The organism is Roseateles sp. L2-2 (assembly GCF_050613215.1).
In the GTDB taxonomy this organism is placed as follows: domain Bacteria; phylum Pseudomonadota; class Gammaproteobacteria; order Burkholderiales; family Burkholderiaceae_C; genus Roseateles; species Roseateles noduli.
This window is the reverse complement of record NZ_CP192509.1, coordinates 1760864-1778362: the sequence shown is the minus strand read 5'-3', so window position 1 is coordinate 1778362 and position 17499 is coordinate 1760864. Positions and strand designations below refer to the sequence as shown.

Here is a 17499-nt window from a genome sequence, read left to right as displayed (position 1 = left end):
GGGTCGGAGAAACGGGCGTCACTTCACGAGCTCGCGCGCGACTTCGCGCACCTGCTCGCGCAGCCAGCGCAGCGGCGCGCTGTTGTGGCTGACGTCGTGCCACAGCTGGTAATACGTCATCGGCGGGAACTGCACCGGGCAGCGCAGCACCGTCACCGGCAGCTGGTCCAGGTAGCGGTTGCAGAACAGCCGGCCGGTGGTCAGCACCAGCAAGCTGCGCGCCACCATCTGCGGCAGCTGTCCGAAATGGGCGCAGCGCACCGCGATGCGGCGCTCCAGCCCGAGCGAGGCCAGATGCTGCTCGATCACGCCCGGCTGGCCGCGGCTCAGCGGCATCGGCGCCAGATGCTGGCAGTCGAGGTAGCGCTCCTGCGTCCAGGTGCGCGGCGCCATGCGGGCGGCGGGGTGGTCCTTGCTCACCAGGCAGACGACCTCGTCCACCAGCAGCCGGCCCATGTGGAGCTCGCCGGGCGGCTCCAGCCAGTTGCCGATCACCAGGTCCACCTCGCCGCGCGCCAGCGAGGCGCGGTAGTCGAAATCGGCGTTCAGCGGCTGCAGGTCGAGCTGCACGCCCGGCGCCAGCCGCTGCAGATGCGCCACCAGCAGCGGCAGGAACAGCGGATCGAGGTAGTCGCTGGCGGCGACGCGGAAACGCAGATCGGCCGTCGCGGGATCGAAGCCGGACTTGCGCAGTCGCGCGCCGAAGAGCTCGTCGGCTTCGCGCAGCAGGCGCTCGGCGGGGGCGAGGAGTTCCAGCGCGGTCGCGGTCGGCGTCATGCCCGCGCCGCTGCGCACCAGCAGCGGATCGCCCGTCAGGGTGCGCAGACGCCGCAGCTGCGCGCTCAAGGCGGGCTGCGTGCTGCCGAGCCGCATGGCGGCCCTGGACACACTGCGCTCGGAAATCAAGGTATGCAGGACCCGCACCAGAAGGAGGTCGATCTTGTCGAAGTTCAGCGCTTCCGACATGCTCAGCGGCGTATGGAGGTCATAACGGCTATCGTATAACCATCCGGTTGTCAGAGGAGTACCGTTCCGGTTAAGTGCATCCCGCTCCGCCCGCTGCCCGCCGTGCCCGCTTCTTGCTTGCCCGCCAGCGCCCGTTCCGGCCCAGCCCGCCCCGCTTTCCGTCCATGACCGATCCCCGTCCCATCCGCTTCTTCCACCAGGGCCAGCTCCAGGCCGTCACCGGACTGCCGCCGACGACCACGGTGCTGCAGTACCTGCGCGAGCACGCCCGCTGCGCCGGCACCAAGGAAGGCTGCGCCGAAGGCGACTGCGGCGCCTGCACGGTGCTGGTCGGAGAACTGGACGCGGACGGAAAGACGGTCGAGCTGCGCAACGTCAACGCCTGCATCCAGTTCCTGCCGATGCTCGACGGCAAGGCGCTGCTGACGGTTGAGGACCTCGGCCACAGCGCCGACCTGAATCCCGTCCAGCAGGCGCTGGTCGACTGTCACGGCTCGCAATGCGGGTTCTGCACGCCGGGCTTCGCGATGACGATGCAGGCGATCTATGAGCGGCACCAGGCCTGCGGAACGCGGCCGGAGCGTCAGGCGCTCGCGGACGACCTCGCCGGCAACCTGTGCCGCTGCACCGGCTACCGGCCGATCCTGGACGCGGGCGAGCGCATGTTCGACGCCCCCGCGCGCACGATAGCCCGCGCCCCGATCGTCGAAGCGCTGCGTGTGCTGGCCGAGGATCCGCCCCTGCATTACGAAGCGCCGTCGCGCGCCGGTTCGCCGCAGCGCGTCTTCGCGCCGCGCTCGATCGATGAGTTCGCCGCGCTGCGCGAGGCGATGCCGCAGGCGCGGCTCGTCGCCGGCGCGACCGACGTCGGCCTGTGGGTCAACAAGCAGCAGCGCGAGCTCGGCGATGTGATCCTGACGGGGAGCGTCGAGGAGATGCGGCGCATCGACACCGTGGCAGGACAAGGCACCGGGGTCGGGAACGGCAACGGCAACGGCAACGGCCATGGCACGACGCTCCGCATCGGCGCGTCGGTCACGTTGGAAGCGGCCTGGTCCGCGCTGACCGAGCGCGTGCCCGCCCTGCGCGAGCTCTGGCTGCGCTTCGCGTCGCCGCCCGTGCGCCACGCCGGCACGCTGGGCGGCAACATCGCCAACGGCTCGCCGATCGGCGACGGCGCGCCGGCGCTGATCGCGCTGGGCGCGCGCATCGTGCTGCGCCGCGGCGCGACGCAGCGCACGCTGCCGCTCGAAGCCTTCTATCTGGACTACATGAAGAACGCGCTCGAACCCGGCGAGTTCGTCGAGGCGCTCGAAGTCCCCGCCCCGCCGCCCGGCACACGGCTGCGCGGCTACAAGCTCGCCAAACGCTACGACAGCGACATCTCCGCCGTCTGCGCGGTGCTGAGCCTGCGGCTGGAGGACGGCGTGGTGCGCGATGCCCGCTTCGCGTTCGGCGGCATGGCCGCAATCGTGAGGCGCGCGGCGAAGGCGGAGGCTGCCGTGACCGGCAGGGCCTGGGACGAAGCGGCCTCGATCGCCGCGGCCGCCGCGTTGAAGGACGACTTCAAGCCGATGACCGACCTGCGCGCGAGCGCCAGCTACCGCGAACGCACCGCCGCCAACCTGATCCGCCGCTTCTGGCTGGAGACCCGCGCGAACGCGCCGGTCGCCGCCGAGTCGGCCAGCGTGTGGCAGGCCGTCAACCTGCATCGGAGCGTCGCATGAACAAGCCGTCGGAACTCCCGGTCGGCTTTGATGCCGACGCACCGGCGCCCGCGCTGCAACCGCAGGTCGGCGTCAGCCGCGCCCACGAGGCCGCACACCTGCACGTCAGCGGCGAGGCCACCTACATCGACGACATCGCCGAGGCCCAAGGCACGCTGCATGCGGCGCTCGGCCTCTCGCCGATCGCGCACGGGACGCTCGTCTCGATCGACGTCGAGCTGCTGCGCCGTCAGCCGGGCGTCGTCGCGGTGCTGACCGCCGCCGACATCCCCGCCGAGAACAATTGCGGCCCGCTGCTCCACGACGATCCCATCCTCGCCGACAGCGAACTGCGCTACGTCGGCCAGCCGGTCTACGCGGTGATCGCGACCGACCGCGAACTCGCGCGCCGCGCTGCCGCCATGGCCAAGCAGGTCATCGTCGGCACGCCGCTGCCGGCGGTACTGACCGCACGCGAGGCCCATGCCATCGGGCAATACGTCATTCCGCCGATGCACCTGGCGCGCGGCGACGCGCAAGCCGCGCTGGCCGCGGCGCCGCACCGCCTCGACGGCGAATGGGCCGTCGGCGGGCAGGAACAGTTCTACCTCGAGGGCCAGATCAGCTACGCGCTGCCGCAGGAGAACCAGGCGCTGCTCATCCACTGCTCGACGCAGCATCCGTCGGAGATGCAGCAGCTGGTCTCGCACGCGATGGGCTGGCAGTCGCACCAGGTCACGGTGCAGTGCCGGCGCATGGGCGGCGGCTTCGGCGGCAAGGAATCGCAGTCGGCGCTCTTCGCCTGCGTCGCGGCGATCGCGGCGCACCAGCTGCGCCGGCCGGTGAAGCTGCGCGTCGACCGCGACGACGACTTCCTCGTCACCGGCCGCCGTCACGGCTTCGACTACCGCTGGTCGGTCGGCTTCGACGACGAGGGCCGGATCCTCGGCGCCGAGATCGACCTGATCTCCAACTGCGGTCACAGCGCCGACCTGTCGGGACCGGTGATGGCGCGCGCGCTGTGCCACTTCGACAACGCCTACTGGTTGCCCCACGTGTCCATGCACGGCTACGCCGCGAAGACGAACACGCAGAGCAACACGGCCTTCCGCGGCTTCGGCGGTCCGCAGGGCGCGCTGGCGATCGAGATGATCCTCGACGGCGTCGCGCGCCAGTTGGGACTGGATCCGCTCACGGTGCGGCAGCGCAACTTCTATCGCGACGGCCAGGACGTCACGCCCTACGGCCAGCGCGTCGAGGACAACCAGATCGGCCCGCTGACGGACGAGCTGGTCGAGACCTCCGGCTATCACGCGCGACGCGCGGAGATCGCCGCCTTCAACGCGACCAACCCGGTGCTCAAGCGCGGACTGGCGCTGACGCCGGTGAAGTTCGGCATCTCGTTCAATGTCGTCCACCTGAACCAGGCGGGCGCGCTGGTGCATGTCTACACCGACGGCTCGGTGCTGGTGAACCACGGCGGCACGGAGATGGGCCAGGGGCTCAACACCAAGGTCGCGCAGGTGGTGGCGCACGAACTCGGCGTGCCCGCGCTGCAGGTGCGCGCGAGCGCCACCGACACCAGCAAGGTCGCCAACACCTCGGCGACGGCGGCGTCCACCGGCTCAGACCTCAACGGCAAGGCGGCGCAGGACGCGGCGCGCAAGATCAAGCAGCGCTTGAAGCCGCTCGCGGCGCGCCTGCTCGGCTGTGACGAGGACGCGCTCGTCTTCGACGGCGGCGAGGTGCGCGTCGATGCGCGCGCCGATGGCGCCGGCGACGGCCATCGCGAAGGCCTCGACGGCCCCAAGGCGATCAGTTTCAAGGACCTCGTCGCCAAGGCCTACCTGGAGCGCATCCAGCTCTGGAGCGACGGTTTCTACGCGACGCCCGGCCTGCACTGGGACCGCGCGAAGCTGCAGGGTCATCCGTTCTACTACTACGCCTTCGGGGCAGCGGTGGCGGAGGTGCTCGTCGACACGCTGACCGGCGAGACCCGCGTGCTGCGCGCGGACGTGCTGCACGACGTGGGCAAGTCGCTGAACCCGGCGCTGGACATCGGCCAGGTCGAAGGCGCGTTCGTGCAGGGCCAGGGCTGGCTGACCAGCGAGGAGCTGGTGTGGCATCCGCAGTCAGGGCTGCTGCTGACGCACGCGCCCAGCACCTACAAGATCCCGACGGCCAACGACATGCCGCAGGACTTCCGCGTCGCGCTCTACGACGCGCCGAACGCGGCGGACAGCATCCACCGCTCGAAGGCGGTCGGCGAGCCGCCGCTGCTGCTGCCGTTCTCGGTGCTGCTGGCGATCAAGGATGCGGTCGCGGCCTGCGGCCCCGAGCGCTGCGATCCGCCGCTGCACGCGCCGGCAACGCCGGAAGCGGTGCTCGATGCGGTGGAGGCGGTCCAGGTCACTCGAGGCGAGCGCTAAGCCGATCTGGCCGTTTTCCCCTGTATCGTCGTGCCACAGACAAGGTCCTGGGGAGGACACGGTGAGATCGACGTTGTGGTGGGCCGCTGCGGGCGGCGTGCTGGGCGCACTGATTGCGGCGCTGCTCTTCTTCCGCGCGGAGGCTCCCGCCGCCAGCGCGATCACTTCCATAGCGGCACCGACCGCCAGCGTTCCGCGCGACGCGCCGCCCCCTATCGCGATCGCGTCACCGCCATCGCCATCAGCGGCGACTTCGGCCGTCGTGCCTGTCGCCCAGCCGGCGGGCAAGGTCAGCCCGGGTCGCGCCTGGGACAGCGCGATTGCCAAGGCTCGTCAGACCAACATCCGAGTCGCGGCACACCAGGCCGCCATCTCCGGCTCGCTGATCGATGCGTTTGCGGTGGAACGGGCGCGCCAGCGTTGCCTGCTCCAGGACGTTCAATTCAGGATGGCGCTCTACAACCACAAGGACAAGGTGCCGGACGGCATGCGGCAGGCGCATGCGCAGCTGGAGCAGGTCTGCGAAGGCGCCATCACCGTCGGCCCGCCGAAACTCCTGTCCATCAGGAACGACGCCGGATTCGGCGATCTGGCCGAGACCCTGTTGAACAGGAACGGCTTGATCCAGGACGACGCGCTACGTGAGCGCCTTCTCCGACGCATCCTGGAGACCCAGTCGCTGGAGCTGCTGGAGGCATTCGCCCCGAGCCTGCTGCGGGCGGAAACGATCCCGCTGCTGGGACTCGATCCCTCGGCGGAACTCCCTGCCGTGGCCGACCTGGCGATGTTGCGACTCGCCATTCAACTCCAGGCCTGCAACGCGCGCGGCGATTGCCAACGCGTGGCTCAGGAAAGCTTCAATTGCATCGACGCTCGATCCTGCGTGTCGAATCTGAACGACTTCCCCGAGCAGTTGATCTTCGCTCCTTCCGCTCAACGCCTGTTTGTCTACAGGCTCACGGAGAAGCCCGTCGAGGAAGCGGTCCTGCGCCAGCGCTGGGCGGAGATCCAGGAGGCGGTGGCCCGGATCGGCGGGTGAGGCGCACCGCGGCGCGGCGGCCCGCCCGCGCCTCACTGATCACCTGAACAACTGCCCGTTCAAAACGATCCGCAGCGTCCGCACGAACAGCACCGCCAACGCGACGCTCAACACCGCGAGCAGCAAGACCGCCAGCATCCGGAGCGGCTGGCCGCCCGCGTGGTGCGCATACTTCAGCGCCGCACTCGCCAAGGCCGCGAGCGGGAAGCTGATGCCCCACCAGGCCGGCGAGAACGCGATGCTGCGCCGGAACACCTTCGGCGAGACCACGAGGAACAGGAACAGCCCGAAGTAGAAGAGCACCGCCGCGAAGCGGTCGACGCCGCCGACGAGGTTGGTGTACGCGAGGAAGCCCACTTCGAATGGCGCGACCAGCATCATCAGCGAGGGCGTCACCGCCGGCGCCAGCGGCTCGCGGTGCACGAGGCGACTCACGATCATGACGAACAGCACCGGCGCCAGCATCGCGCCGAGCGCGCCGGCGACAAGGTTCATCTCCGGCGCCCAGGCCATCGGCATGTCGCGGCCGGTCACCGCGATGTCGAGCGTCGCGACGCCGGAGAGCAGCCACGCAGGCATCACGAGCGCGGATTCCAGCTGCCCCTTCAGCAATCGCGACACCGCGAGGAACGCCAGCCCGAACGCGCCCAGCGCGCCGAGCGTCCACAGCGCGTGCGCCGTCGACGCGGCGTAGGGCTCGATCAGCGACGACAGCAGCAGCAGCGAGATCGCGATCGTGCCGAAGAAGTTGCCGCCCACCGGATGGCGGAACTCGGCCAGCACGGCGTCCGGGTGCTTCGCGAGCTTGCTCAGGTAGCCGGCGGCCATCAGCACGAAGACGACGATCGCAAGCAGCCCCAGCGCCTCGCCGATGAACGCGGGCGCGTCGAGGTTCCGATGCGCGAGCCGCCAGGCCAGCGCCAGTCCGGACAACCCCATCACGGACGCGAACAGGTTCACCGGCAGGTGGCGGATCGAGACGTCCGCAGGCGCGGAGGCCGGCGCGACTCCCGATGTCACGGGGCTGGTCGAAGGCATGGAGGGCGAGGCGTGCATGGAGCGTCCTTGGCTGGGTCGTTGGCGGATCGTTGGCTGAATTTGCGTGTCACGTTATTTTCTGCCAAGCTCCTCGAAACATGCCCGATCGCGGCACGACGTTTCCTGCCATTCACCGGGCCATCCCCGCCATGCGCATCGCCATCCTCGCCTTCCCCCGCTTCCAGCTGCTCGACGTGGCCGGTCCCGCCGATGTCTTCGCTGAGGCGTCCCACCAGCTCGGAGATCCCAAGGCGTACCAGGTGAGCGTGATCAGCACGGACGAGGGACTGCTGCGCAGCAGCAGCGGCCTGCGCATGGCCGTCGACGCGACGGTGGCGACACACCGCGGTCGCGTCGACACGCTGCTCGTCGCCGGCAGCCCGCGGCGCGACGACATGGCCGTCGACGAGGATCTGCGACGCTGGCTGCAACGGCACGCCCGCACGGCGCGCCGCTACGGCTCGGTCTGCACCGGCGCCTTCGCGCTCGCGTCGGCCGGGCTGCTGGACGGCAAGCGGGTCGCGACGCACTGGAACTCCGCCGACCTGCTCGCCGCGGACCATCCCGACGCCTGCGTCGAGCCCGACGCGATCTACGTGAAGGACGGCCGGCTCTTCACCTCCGCGGGTGTGACCGCCGGCATGGACCTGGCACTCGCGATGGTGGAGGAAGACCACGGCCGCGAACTCGCGCTGCGCGTGGCACGGCAGTTGGTGATGTTCCTGAAGCGGCCCGGCGGCCAGAGCCAGTTCAGCGCCCATCTGGCCGCGCAGACGGCCGAACGTTCCGACGTCAGTGCGATCCAGGACCACGTGCTCGCGCACCTGCGCGCGGACCTGTCCGTCCCCGCGCTCGCGAAACGCGCGGGCATGAGCGAGCGCACCTTCGCGCGCGTGTTCCGCGACGAGACCGGCACGACCCCCGCGGAGTTCGTCGAGAACGCGCGCATCGACGCGGCGCGCCGGATGGCGGAGGAGTCGGACCTGCCGGCCAAGCGCCTGGCCGACGCGGTCGGCTACGCGAATGTGGACGGATTCCGGCGCGCCTTCGGCCGGCGGCTGGGACTCACGCTCGTGGAGTACCGCAAGCGCTTCGCCTGATCGGGTCGGTGGATTCGACCTCGCTTGCCGCCTCGACCTGAAGTTCCGCTGAAGATTCACACAGGGCGGACGGTGACCCGTCGCAAGCCCGACCGACAACGCCTCTGGCTAGGATCGCGCCTCTCCTGAAAGAGCCGCCGGCATTCGACGCCCGGCGGCGGCCGCGTCGACATGCTCGAATCCTTCCGAGCCTCGCGCTGGAGCCGGCCCGTCGCGGCCGCGCTCCTGTGCGGGCTGCTGCTCCTGTCCTTCGTGCTGGCCCACGAAGGACGCCGCATTGCGCAGGTCGCGGTGCTGGCCCTGCCCGCCCTGCTGTGGCTGCGTTGGCCGGTGACCGCGCCTCGATGGCGCCGGGTGCGCCTCGTGGTCGTCGGCGCGACGCTGCTCCTGTTCCTCCTCGACAGCGCCGTCCGGACTTTCCTTCAATCCAGCTATCGCGCGCTGCCAGACAGCGCGCTGGTGCTGGCTGCGGTGGCCAACACGACGCCGCGCGAGGCCGTCGAATACGCGGCGTCGCAAGGCGCCTGGCTCGCGGGCCTGGGCGCGCTGCTGGTGGTGCTCATCGCCGGCGTCCTGGGCCTGCTGTCGATCTGCAACCGCCACGAGTCCGCGCTGCGCCGCCCGGAGCGATGGGCCATCGCGCTGCTGGTACTGCTCTGCGTCGCCGGTCTCGCCATCAAACCCTGGCGTCGCCACCATCCGCTGGTCTATTGGCCGGCCTGGGCGGCCTCCGCGTCGGCGCTGAAGCAGAGCTGGTCCGATCAGCAGCGACAACGCGACGCGCTGCTGTGGAATGCCCGCGCCGCAGGCGCCCGCTTCACCGGCACCGGTCCGTCGACCGTCGTGCTGGTGCTGACCGACAGCGTCAATCGCGACAACATGAGCCTCTACGGCTATGCGCGGCCGACCACGCCGCAGCTCGTCGCGCTGCGGCAGGACGAAGGCGATCGGATGCTCACCCTGCGCCACGCCTGGTCGGTCGAGCCCGGCACGGTGGCCTCGCTCAGCGGGCTCTTCAGCTTCGGCACGCGCGACGCGGACGATCCGGTGGACCGGACGCATCACGTGCTGGCGCTGGCGCGCGCAGCGGGCTACCGCGTCTGGTGGATGAGCAACCACGACGACACCGCCATCGAGCAGCAGCACGCCCGTCTCGCCGACTCGCTGGAGATGATCAACCGCGAGCCGGGGCGCTCCGGTGCGAGCCTGGACGGGGAACTGCTCGACTGTCTCGAGGAAGCGCTGACGGACCCGGCGCCGCGCAAGCTGGTCGTCGTGCACCTGCTGGGCGCGCATCCGCACTACCGGCTGCGCGCGCCGGCGCACGCGCCGGGGATCGCCGTCGCGGCGGACTCGGTCGACGCGGAGATGGTGGAGGAAGGACGCCCCGCATGGCTGCGGGCCTCACGGCGCGCCTACGACCGCGCGATCGGCTATCACGACACCGTGGTGGCGGAGTCGCTGCGGCTCACGCGTCGGCATGCTCCGCAGGGCGGCGATGCCGCCTGGATGTTCCTCTCCGACCATGGCCAGGAGGTCGGCCACGACATCAGCCATGCGGGCCACAGTCCCGGCACGCCGGCCGGGTACCGCATCCCGGCGCTGCTGTGGCGTCACGGCGCGCCGTTCGATGCGCAGGCGGCGGGCCGACCGTTCCGCGCCGACTGGGCCGGATGGACGCTGGCCGAGCTGATGGCGCTGGAATGGCGAGGCGTCCGTCGGGATCGGAACGTCCTGGATCCGCGGTATGTCTGGGAGGCGCCGCGACTGGCGGCGCCGGTCACGCGTTTCGACCAGTAGACGGCGACTCCCGCGCCGGCGGTTGCGGCGCCAGATACCCCGCCATCAGGAACAGCGCGCCCATGCCGAGCAGGCTGCCGACGATGCCCATCGGCGACAGCGCCAGGCTGCCCAGCGACAGCAGCAGCTTGACCGCCGAGCCCGCCAGGAGGGCGGCCGAGACCTGCCAGGCCAGGCGGCGGCCGCTGCGCGTGCTCAGGAACAGGAAGCCCACGCCGACGGCGGCCAGCGCGACCGGCAGCAGGTAGCTGTCCCACGCGAGCGGGAACGCGAGCTGCGGCGCGTCGGTCACACCGCGCACGACCACATAGCCCATCGCGACGCCGGTCGCGACGACGACGATGTGTCGGACCTGCGCAGGCACGCCGTCGCCGAGCTTCCACCAGGTCACCAGTGCGGCGTAGAAGGACGCGCCGGCCAGCACCCACTCCGCGCCGCCGGCCGAGCCGGTCCAGGGCCAGGCGGCGATCACGAGCGGCACCGGCGACGCCAGCCCCGCCGCGTGCGCCATGCTGGTGGCGGTGATGAAGACCTCCTTGGCCGCCGGCGCGTCCACGCGCAGGCGTGTGAGCACGTGGGCAAAGGCGGCAGTACCCGCCACGAGCAGCAAGGCGATCAGCGTCCAACTGCAGTTGAAGACGAAGGCCACCAGCGCCGGCAGCAGATGCGCCAGCCACAGCAGCGCCTTGGCGCGCTCGGCGGCATAGGGGCTCAAGGTCCTGCGCAGCGACAGGAACGCCGCCACCGCGCCGAAGACCACGGGCGCCACCACCGCGACCAGCGTCAGCACACGCGGTGCCTCGCGCGCCACGGTCAAGGTCAGCAGCCAGCCCGCGGCGAGCACCGCCGCGTAGATCGAGCGCACAAGGAGGATGTCGGACGGTTTCGCCGCCATCGCTTCCTGCGATGTCGACGTCGCACGACCCAGCACATGCGCCAGCAGCGTCGCCGCCAGCATGATCAGCGTGAACATCGGCAGCAGCTCGAAGCCGAGTCCGACGTGGCGGTACGACAGCGCCGCTGCTGCCGCGACGGTCACGGTCGCGGCCAGTCCGGCGTCGACGGGCCTGAGCTCGCGCTGCATCCGCACCGACAGCGCGAGGCCCGCCAGCAGCAGCAAGGCGACAGGCCACAAGGCCGGCACGTCGATCACGGCGACGGCGCCGACCGCCACCAGCCCGCGCGCCACGAGGCGGCGGAAGACCGACTGCGAGCGCGTCGTCAGCGTCAGGATCGCGCCTTCGGCGAACAGGCCGAAGCTCGCGACCGATCGCGCCAGATCGCCCTGCACCAGTCCGGCCGCCACGCTCAGCGCGCTCAGCACCCAGGCGGTCTCGCGCAACGCACGCTGCGGGAACAGCCGCATGCCCGCGAAAGCCAGCGCAGCCGCGGTGACGAAGGCGACCACCATGAACGCGGTCGGCGCCAGCAGCCAGCTGTCCAGCGCGACGAAGACGACGGCAGTGGTCGAGAAGCAGGCGCTGAGGACAGGGATCTCGCGGGCCGAGGCGGACAGCAAGGGCCCGACCGGTTCCTCGGACGGACGATGGCGCCGCGCCCAGACCAGCGCCCAGCCGGCGAACTGCGCGACATAGGCCAGCAGCAGCGCCTGCTGCTGCCAGGCGGGCAGCGAGGGCTCGTAGGTCGCGCCCGCGTAGGCCAGCGAGGCCAGGCCCGTGGCGCAGACGTGGGCGTGGATGCCGATCTCCTGCCAGCGGCGGGACAGGCTCACGCCCAGCGCGAACGCAGTGACGATGAGGCCGTAGACCAGATTGAAGAGCAGCCCGGCATGACCGTACATGGCCAGCAGCGGCGCGGCATAGGCGCCCAGGAAGCCGACGCCGGCCAGGACCTTCGCGTCCTCCTTCAGCGCGCGATACACGAGCGCGCCGGAGATCGCGGTGAAGAGCACCAACGCGACCGTCGGCGAGACGACCTCATAGCCCGATGCGCCGACATAGGTGGCGAGGAAACCGATGGCCGCCGCGCCGCCTTGCACGACCTGGCCCCACAGCCCGTTGCGCGCGCTCAGCCGGATGCCGGCGAAGCCGAGCGCTGCTGCGGCAACCCAGCCCAGCGAGACCTTGGCGAGCGGCGACAGCAGATGGCCCCACTCGATGGAGCGGAACAGCACCACGAAGCCGAGCAGCAGCAAGACGATGCCGGCAACGGCGAAGAGGTTCTTGCGCAGCAGGTCGAAGAAGGCGACCTGCCATTGCGGAGTGGCGGAGGCGGCCGGCGGTGTCGGTGCGGCGCGGGGAGCCGCCGGCGGCCGGACCGGCAGCGACGATGGCACGGTCGCCGCGGTCACGGGCATCGGAGCGACTGGAGCGGTCGGAGCGGTCGGTGCAGACGTCTGCTGCGCGTCAACGGATCGAGGCGTGGGCGGCGCCTCCTGAGACGGGGGCACCGTCGCCGTCGCCGCCCCCATTGGCGATGCGGTCGCGGGCTGCGCGCTCGGCACCTGCGCCGGGCGCGCCGGCTGAGCCGCCATGGGCTGCGCTCGCGCGACGTCCTGCGTCGCCAGCCGTTCCTCCAGCGCGCGGACGCGCCGCTTCACCTTGGAGAGCTGCCACCACAGATAGCCCAGGGCGACGAACAGGAGGAAAGCTTCGAAGGAGTCCATGTCGCGCGCAGCCGCAGCAGGTCGAGGAAAGGCCCGCAGTGTCTTTCACCGGCTCGCGGCGTCAATGGACGAAAGTCCTGGGGTAGCGCGTGGCGGTACCGGCTGGGTCACGCCATGGCTTGTGAGCGCGCATTGGCCACGGCCCAATCCAGTCCCAGCGGCAACCGCCTCGGACCGAACACGAAATGCAGGACACGACGCCTGCTGGTACCGATGGCCTTCGACGACGCATGCAACGCCAGCGGGCGCATGACCAACGCATCGCCTGCAGAGGCGGCGCACGTGGACTCGCCGCGGTCGGCGCGCACTGCAGCAGCCACCTCTGGGGTGAGCAAGCCCAACCGATGCGATCCCGGCACCACGCGCAACGGTCCGTCGTCAGCGCCGCATGCGTCGACATGCAGACGGACGGCGATCAATTGCTCCAGCACCTCTCGTGGCGGTTGCACGAACAGCCTGCCTTCCTTCTCGGACCAGCCTCGCAACCTCGGCGCGTCCACGCGTCGGGCCACCGGAATGCTCAGGTCCTGATGCAGGGCGACCAGCCAGTTGCGATCGCTCGACTTCTCGAAATAGGTGCACTGGACCGCGACGTGGTCCTTCGGAATCAGCGACTGCAGCACGTGATGCGTCTTCAGCGAGACCGCCAATGCGGCGATCTCCGGTCGCTCCAGTAGGCATCGGGAACCACCCACTGCGCCCTCGCGCAGCATCACCGGCGCCAGCGCCTTCAGTTCCTCGGGATCGACCACGGACTCGATCAACGCGAACCCATCGGTCTCGAAATCGACGACGACACTCATGCGGTGCATTCTGCGTCAGGACGTCCGCCCGCCCCTCGACGGCGCATCGCACACCGGCGATCCCAATGACAACGGGGGATCGAGCCCTCGGACCCGATCCCCCGTCTGACTGACAGCGCGCTTGCGCGCGCTCAGCCTGCTCAGCGTGCCGTCTCGACGCGCTGCGCGTTCAGGCCGTCCGACACGATGAACTCGAAGCGGCCGCCGGCCGGCAGTTCATGCGTGTCCAGCGTCGCCTCGCCGCCCTGCAGATCCTGCGCCAGATTCAGGCGGCGGGTGCCGTCCGTCCAGGTCACGCTCAGGAACGGCGCGGAGTCCGCATCCCAACGCAGCGTCGCCTTGCCCGACGCTTCCTTCACCGTCACTTGAGCACGGGCGCCACCAGCTGCCTGAGCCTTCGCACGGGCCGTGCTCACGCGCGCCTGGGCCTGCGCCAGGTTCACGCCGTCCTTCAGCACGCTGATGCTGGCGATGTTGTCGACCTTGGGCACCAGCACGCTGAAGTGCTGGTTGTCGCCGTCATGGTCCAGCGCCTGCGCCGTGAAGGCCACATCCTGGATCTGGCCGGACGTCGTCTGCACGCGCAGCACGTACGGGCCGGAGGCCGCGTCAGGCTTGGCGAACAGCGCCTTCACCGGATTGATCTCGACCTGGCGGCCGTTGATGCTGCCGCTGATCAGCAGCACGTCCTGCGCCACCGCCTTGGCTTCCGCCGCCTGCGCCTTGACGGCGTCCGACGGCGTCAGGAAGGTCTGCATGATGCGGTAGTTGTAGTCCGAGAACACCGTGCCGCCGCAGTAGCTCATGATGTCGTGGCGGTCCGTCGGGCGCGGGTCGTAGAACGAGTTGGTGTCCGACAGGTAGCTCCAGATGTAGCGGCCCGGCTTGCCCAGGTTGGCGTCCGGGTACGGGTACTTCGGATCCGGCGAGCCGGCGCCGCCGCAGGCCGCGTGCGGCAGCGAGAAGTTGTGGCCCAGCTCGTGCGCGACGACGTCGCGCACGGTGTCCGGGTTGCTCGGCATGTCGAAGCCGACCGCCGAGTTGCCCGGCACGTAGCCCAGACCCGCCAGACCCCAGGTGCGCTTGGGGATGAAGCCGAAGTAGTAGTCGTGACGGGCGGCGCCTTCGATGCGGTGCAGGTCGGCGAGCTCGCCCAGGATCTTGCCGAAGGCGTCGCTCCATTGCGCGTCGGTGGTCGGCAGGGTCGTGACCTTGCTCGACACGAAGGCCGGGTGCGTCTGCAGCGTCACCGTCGACACCGGGAACAGCGCGCGCAGGTGAGCGGTCTGGTCCACCGGCAGCTGGCCGGTCGTGCCGGCGATGCGCACCGCGATCGGGACGAAGCGCATCGGCGTCGCACCGCCCACGCGCGGCGTGAAGCTCTGCGCCGCGGCGCCGGCGACGTTCACCGTCACCTTCAGGCCGTTCTTGACCAGGTCCGCGGGGATGCTGACCGTGTAGGCGTCGTCGAAGGACTGCGTGTCCGACACCGTCGTCGGCAGGCCGCGGCGCGGCGGCGCCAGCACCAGGTCGCGGCCGCTGCCGTCGACCGTGTTGTCGATGCGCACCAGGCCCGTCGGCGCGACGGTGCCCGCGGGCGCGGTGACGTTGACCTTCAGCAGCGTCGGCTTGTTGGCCACCAGCACCAGCTGGCTGTCGGTGCTGCCGTAGAGCATGGACTGCGCGAACTGCGCCGACGCCAGCGTCACCTTCGCGGCCGTGGCCGGCTTGGTGATGCGCATCGACGAGATGATGTCGTTCATGCCCGAGGGCACGAGGTTGGCGTTGTCCGCCGTCAGCGTCAGCGACTTGCCGACGTAGCGGATGTCGGCGAACAGCTCCGCCTTCCAGCCGGCGGGCACGCGCACCGACGAGATGCGGTCGTTCCAGCCCGGGCCGACCCAGGCGGTGTCGCCGGTCAGGCACATGCTGGCGCCGGTGAAGTTCACGTGCTCGTAGAAGCAGACCTGCGTGCCGGTGTTGGCCGCGGCGACCGCGCCAGCCGTGGCCGCGGACGTGCCGTTCTGGTTGGCCGCCGAGACGAGGCCGCCGGCGCCGTCGCTGCCGCCGCCGCAACCGACGAGCACGCCGGCCACGACCAGGGACAGGGCCAGCGGATGCAGGCGGAGGGCAGCGCCGGAGCGCCTCGGGGTGGTGTTCATGGAATCCGTCCTTTAGACCTTTGGAGGTAGGCGGCGGATTATTCGAAGCGCTCCTCGCACGACCTGCAACCGGTGGCGCCGATTCGTAAGCGGTCGCAAGCAGGATTCCAGCGTTTCGCGCCAATCCGCGCTTTACACAGCCGACACGCGCCCTTTCGGCCTTACGACCGCGACAACGCCTCGTTGCATTCGATACGGAACGAGCGTCGCCGATTCAGGGACAACCATGAAAGCGATTTCACCAAACGCCACAGAATCGCCGGCGATCGACCCCGAGGCCGCGCGACGTCGCGCGATGCCCGGTCGATCCCTCAACCCCAAGGGAGACTCCGATGACTCTGTCCCGATCGATCCACCGTCCCGTCCTCACCGGCCTGCTGGCCGCGCTCGCCCTGTGCGGCGTGGCGTCCAGCGCCCTCGCCCAGACCAAGGTGGTCGGCTACATCCCGGCGTGGAAGAACCTGCGCGCCGTCGCCGACCGCACCGACCTGAGCAAGCTCACGCACATCAACCTGGCCTTCGCGAATCCGTCCGCCAGCGGCGCCTTCCTCAGCAACGGCAACCCGACCTGCATGGACGCCTCCGGCGCCGACATCCAGTACGTGGTGCAGAAGGCCCGCGCGGCCGGCGCGAAGGTGCTGATCTCGGTGGCCGGCGGCGGGATCCCCGGCTGCTCCGGCAACTGGCAGACGCTGCTGCAGCCGGGCAACCGCGCGGCCACGGTCAACAGCCTGGCGCAGTTCGTGAACACCTACGGCCTGGACGGCGCCGACATCGACATCGAAGGCAGCCTGCTGACCGCCATCGACCGCGCCGGCAACTACACGCCCTTCATCCAGGCGCTGCGCGCCGCGCTGCCCGGCAAGCTGGTGACCGCGGCCACGGCGAGCTACGAAGGCGGGATGGTGCCCGTGTCTTCGATCCCGCACTTCGACTTCGTGACCATCATGTCCTACGACAACGTGGGACCGAGCTGGGGTCAGGTCGGTCAGGAGCACTCGTCCTACGCGCAGGCGCAGCGCGACGTCGCGACCTGGCAGTCGCGCGGCCTGCCCAAGGAGAAGCTGGTGCTGGGCGTGCCGTTCTACGGCTACGGCTTCAACGGCTATGCCTCGGACTACGGCTTCAACGACATCCTCAACCAGTTCGGCGCGGCGGCGGCGCAGAAGGACCTGGTCGGCACGCTGTGCGCCAGCTGCGGCTACATCACCTACAACGGCATCCCGACGATCAAGGCCAAGACGCGCCTGGGTCTGCAGCAGGGTTCGGGCGTGATGATCTGGGAGCTGGCGCAGGACGCCAACGGCGCCAACAGCCTGCTGACGGCGATCCGCTCGGAGATCGGCGGCGGCACCACGCCCCCGCCGACGACCAGCAAGCTGATCGAAGCGGAGAGCTTCACCAGCCAGAGCGGCGTGCAGACCGAGGCCTGCACCGAAGGCGGCCGCAACGTCGGCTGGATCGACGCCGGCGATTGGATGGCCTACGCCAACGTCAACTTCCCGACCAGCGGCAGCTACCGCGTCGAGTACCGCGTCGCCAGCCCGAGCGGCGCGCGCCTGTCGCTGGACCTGAACGCCGGCACCATCCAGCTCGGCCAGGTCGCGATCCCCGCAACCGGCGGCTGGCAGAACTGGACGACGGTGTCGCACACGGTGAACGTGAACGCCGGCACCTACGCGCTCGGCGTCTACGCGCCGGCCAGCGGCTGGAACCTCAACTGGGTGCGGATCACGAAGCTGTGAGCGTGGGTTGAGCGTGGACCTTCTCCCGCTCGCGGGAGAAGGACTAAGAGACCGCATGACTGCCTAGACCCCGCGCGCTGCGCGC

The 17499-nt window shown here is 70.2% G+C and carries 11 protein-coding genes; 6 read left to right on the top strand and 5 right to left on the bottom strand.

Going from position 1 to position 17499, the window contains the following annotated elements; translation table 11 throughout:
• Positions 1–18 precede the first annotated feature (18 nt).
• Positions 19–966 carry a LysR family transcriptional regulator gene (locus ACQZ13_RS08095; protein ID WP_431050890.1) on the bottom strand — a complete coding sequence of 316 codons (948 nt, stop codon included), beginning with the start codon at positions 964–966 and terminating at the stop codon, positions 19–21.
• A gap of 164 nt (positions 967–1130) precedes the next feature.
• On the opposite strand from ACQZ13_RS08095, the gene xdhA reads away from it, so the two are divergent.
• From xdhA to ACQZ13_RS08080, 3 genes are all read left to right on the top strand, one after another.
• Positions 1131–2693, top strand: coding sequence for a xanthine dehydrogenase small subunit (xdhA, locus tag ACQZ13_RS08090; protein WP_431050888.1), 1563 nt, complete (start codon positions 1131–1133; stop codon positions 2691–2693).
• Positions 2690–5101 carry a xanthine dehydrogenase molybdopterin binding subunit gene (gene xdhB, locus ACQZ13_RS08085; protein ID WP_431050886.1) on the top strand — a complete coding sequence of 804 codons (2412 nt, stop codon included), beginning with the start codon at positions 2690–2692 and terminating at the stop codon, positions 5099–5101. The genes xdhA and xdhB overlap by 4 nt, the downstream gene beginning before the upstream one ends.
• Positions 5102–5198: 97 nt before the next feature.
• Positions 5199–6140: a hypothetical protein gene (locus ACQZ13_RS08080; RefSeq protein ID WP_431050885.1), complete on the top strand. Its 942-nt coding sequence runs from the start codon at positions 5199–5201 to the stop codon at positions 6138–6140.
• Positions 6141–6179: 39 nt separating this feature from the next.
• Here the strand turns inward: ACQZ13_RS08080 and ACQZ13_RS08075 are convergent, their stop codons facing one another.
• Positions 6180–7196, bottom strand: a complete 1017-nt coding sequence (locus ACQZ13_RS08075; RefSeq protein ID WP_431050884.1) for an SLAC1 anion channel family protein — start codon at positions 7194–7196, stop codon at positions 6180–6182.
• A gap of 131 nt (positions 7197–7327) precedes the next feature.
• Here ACQZ13_RS08075 and ACQZ13_RS08070 point away from each other — a divergent pair, with 131 nt between their 5' ends.
• Both ACQZ13_RS08070 and ACQZ13_RS08065 read left to right on the top strand, forming a co-directional pair.
• Positions 7328–8278 (top strand): GlxA family transcriptional regulator, encoded by a 951-nt coding sequence (locus tag ACQZ13_RS08070; RefSeq protein WP_431050882.1) that lies wholly within the window; start codon positions 7328–7330, stop codon positions 8276–8278.
• A 171-nt stretch (positions 8279–8449) separates the two neighbouring features.
• Positions 8450–10078, top strand: coding sequence for a sulfatase-like hydrolase/transferase (locus ACQZ13_RS08065; RefSeq protein ID WP_431050880.1), 1629 nt, complete (start codon positions 8450–8452; stop codon positions 10076–10078).
• On the opposite strand, the gene ACQZ13_RS08060 is transcribed toward ACQZ13_RS08065, so the two are convergent.
• From ACQZ13_RS08060 to ACQZ13_RS08050, 3 genes are all read right to left on the bottom strand, one after another.
• On the bottom strand, positions 10059–12704 hold the full coding sequence (locus ACQZ13_RS08060) for a DUF2339 domain-containing protein (RefSeq protein ID WP_431050878.1): 2646 nt from the start codon (positions 12702–12704) through the stop codon (positions 10059–10061). The two genes, ACQZ13_RS08065 and ACQZ13_RS08060, sit on opposite strands and share 20 nt — an antisense overlap.
• Before the next feature lie 107 nt (positions 12705–12811).
• Positions 12812–13507: a phytanoyl-CoA dioxygenase family protein gene (locus tag ACQZ13_RS08055; protein ID WP_431050876.1), complete on the bottom strand. Its 696-nt coding sequence runs from the start codon at positions 13505–13507 to the stop codon at positions 12812–12814.
• A gap of 140 nt (positions 13508–13647) precedes the next feature.
• Entirely contained in the window at positions 13648–15669 is a 2022-nt protein-coding gene (locus ACQZ13_RS08050; protein WP_431050874.1) for a peptidase inhibitor family I36 protein, read from the bottom strand.
• Between the two features lie 332 nt (positions 15670–16001).
• Here ACQZ13_RS08050 and ACQZ13_RS08045 point away from each other — a divergent pair, with 332 nt between their 5' ends.
• Positions 16002–17414 (top strand): carbohydrate-binding protein, encoded by a 1413-nt coding sequence (locus ACQZ13_RS08045; RefSeq protein ID WP_431050872.1) that lies wholly within the window; start codon positions 16002–16004, stop codon positions 17412–17414.
• Positions 17415–17499 lie beyond the last annotated feature (85 nt).

Coding starts and splice junctions, on each gene's coding strand:
- xdhB (WP_431050886.1), top strand. CDS start 2,690: ATGAACAAGCCGTCGGAACTCCCGGTCGGCTTTGATGCCGACGCACCG.
- xdhA (WP_431050888.1), top strand. CDS start 1,131: ATGACCGATCCCCGTCCCATCCGCTTCTTCCACCAGGGCCAGCTCCAG.
- ACQZ13_RS08070 (WP_431050882.1), top strand. CDS start 7,328: ATGCGCATCGCCATCCTCGCCTTCCCCCGCTTCCAGCTGCTCGACGTG.
- ACQZ13_RS08050 (WP_431050874.1), bottom strand. CDS start 15,669: ATGAACACCACCCCGAGGCGCTCCGGCGCTGCCCTCCGCCTGCATCCG.
- ACQZ13_RS08095 (WP_431050890.1), bottom strand. CDS start 966: ATGTCGGAAGCGCTGAACTTCGACAAGATCGACCTCCTTCTGGTGCGG.
- ACQZ13_RS08060 (WP_431050878.1), bottom strand. CDS start 12,704: ATGGACTCCTTCGAAGCTTTCCTCCTGTTCGTCGCCCTGGGCTATCTG.
- ACQZ13_RS08065 (WP_431050880.1), top strand. CDS start 8,450: ATGCTCGAATCCTTCCGAGCCTCGCGCTGGAGCCGGCCCGTCGCGGCC.
- ACQZ13_RS08075 (WP_431050884.1), bottom strand. CDS start 7,196: ATGCACGCCTCGCCCTCCATGCCTTCGACCAGCCCCGTGACATCGGGA.
- ACQZ13_RS08045 (WP_431050872.1), top strand. CDS start 16,002: ATGACTCTGTCCCGATCGATCCACCGTCCCGTCCTCACCGGCCTGCTG.
- ACQZ13_RS08055 (WP_431050876.1), bottom strand. CDS start 13,507: ATGAGTGTCGTCGTCGATTTCGAGACCGATGGGTTCGCGTTGATCGAG.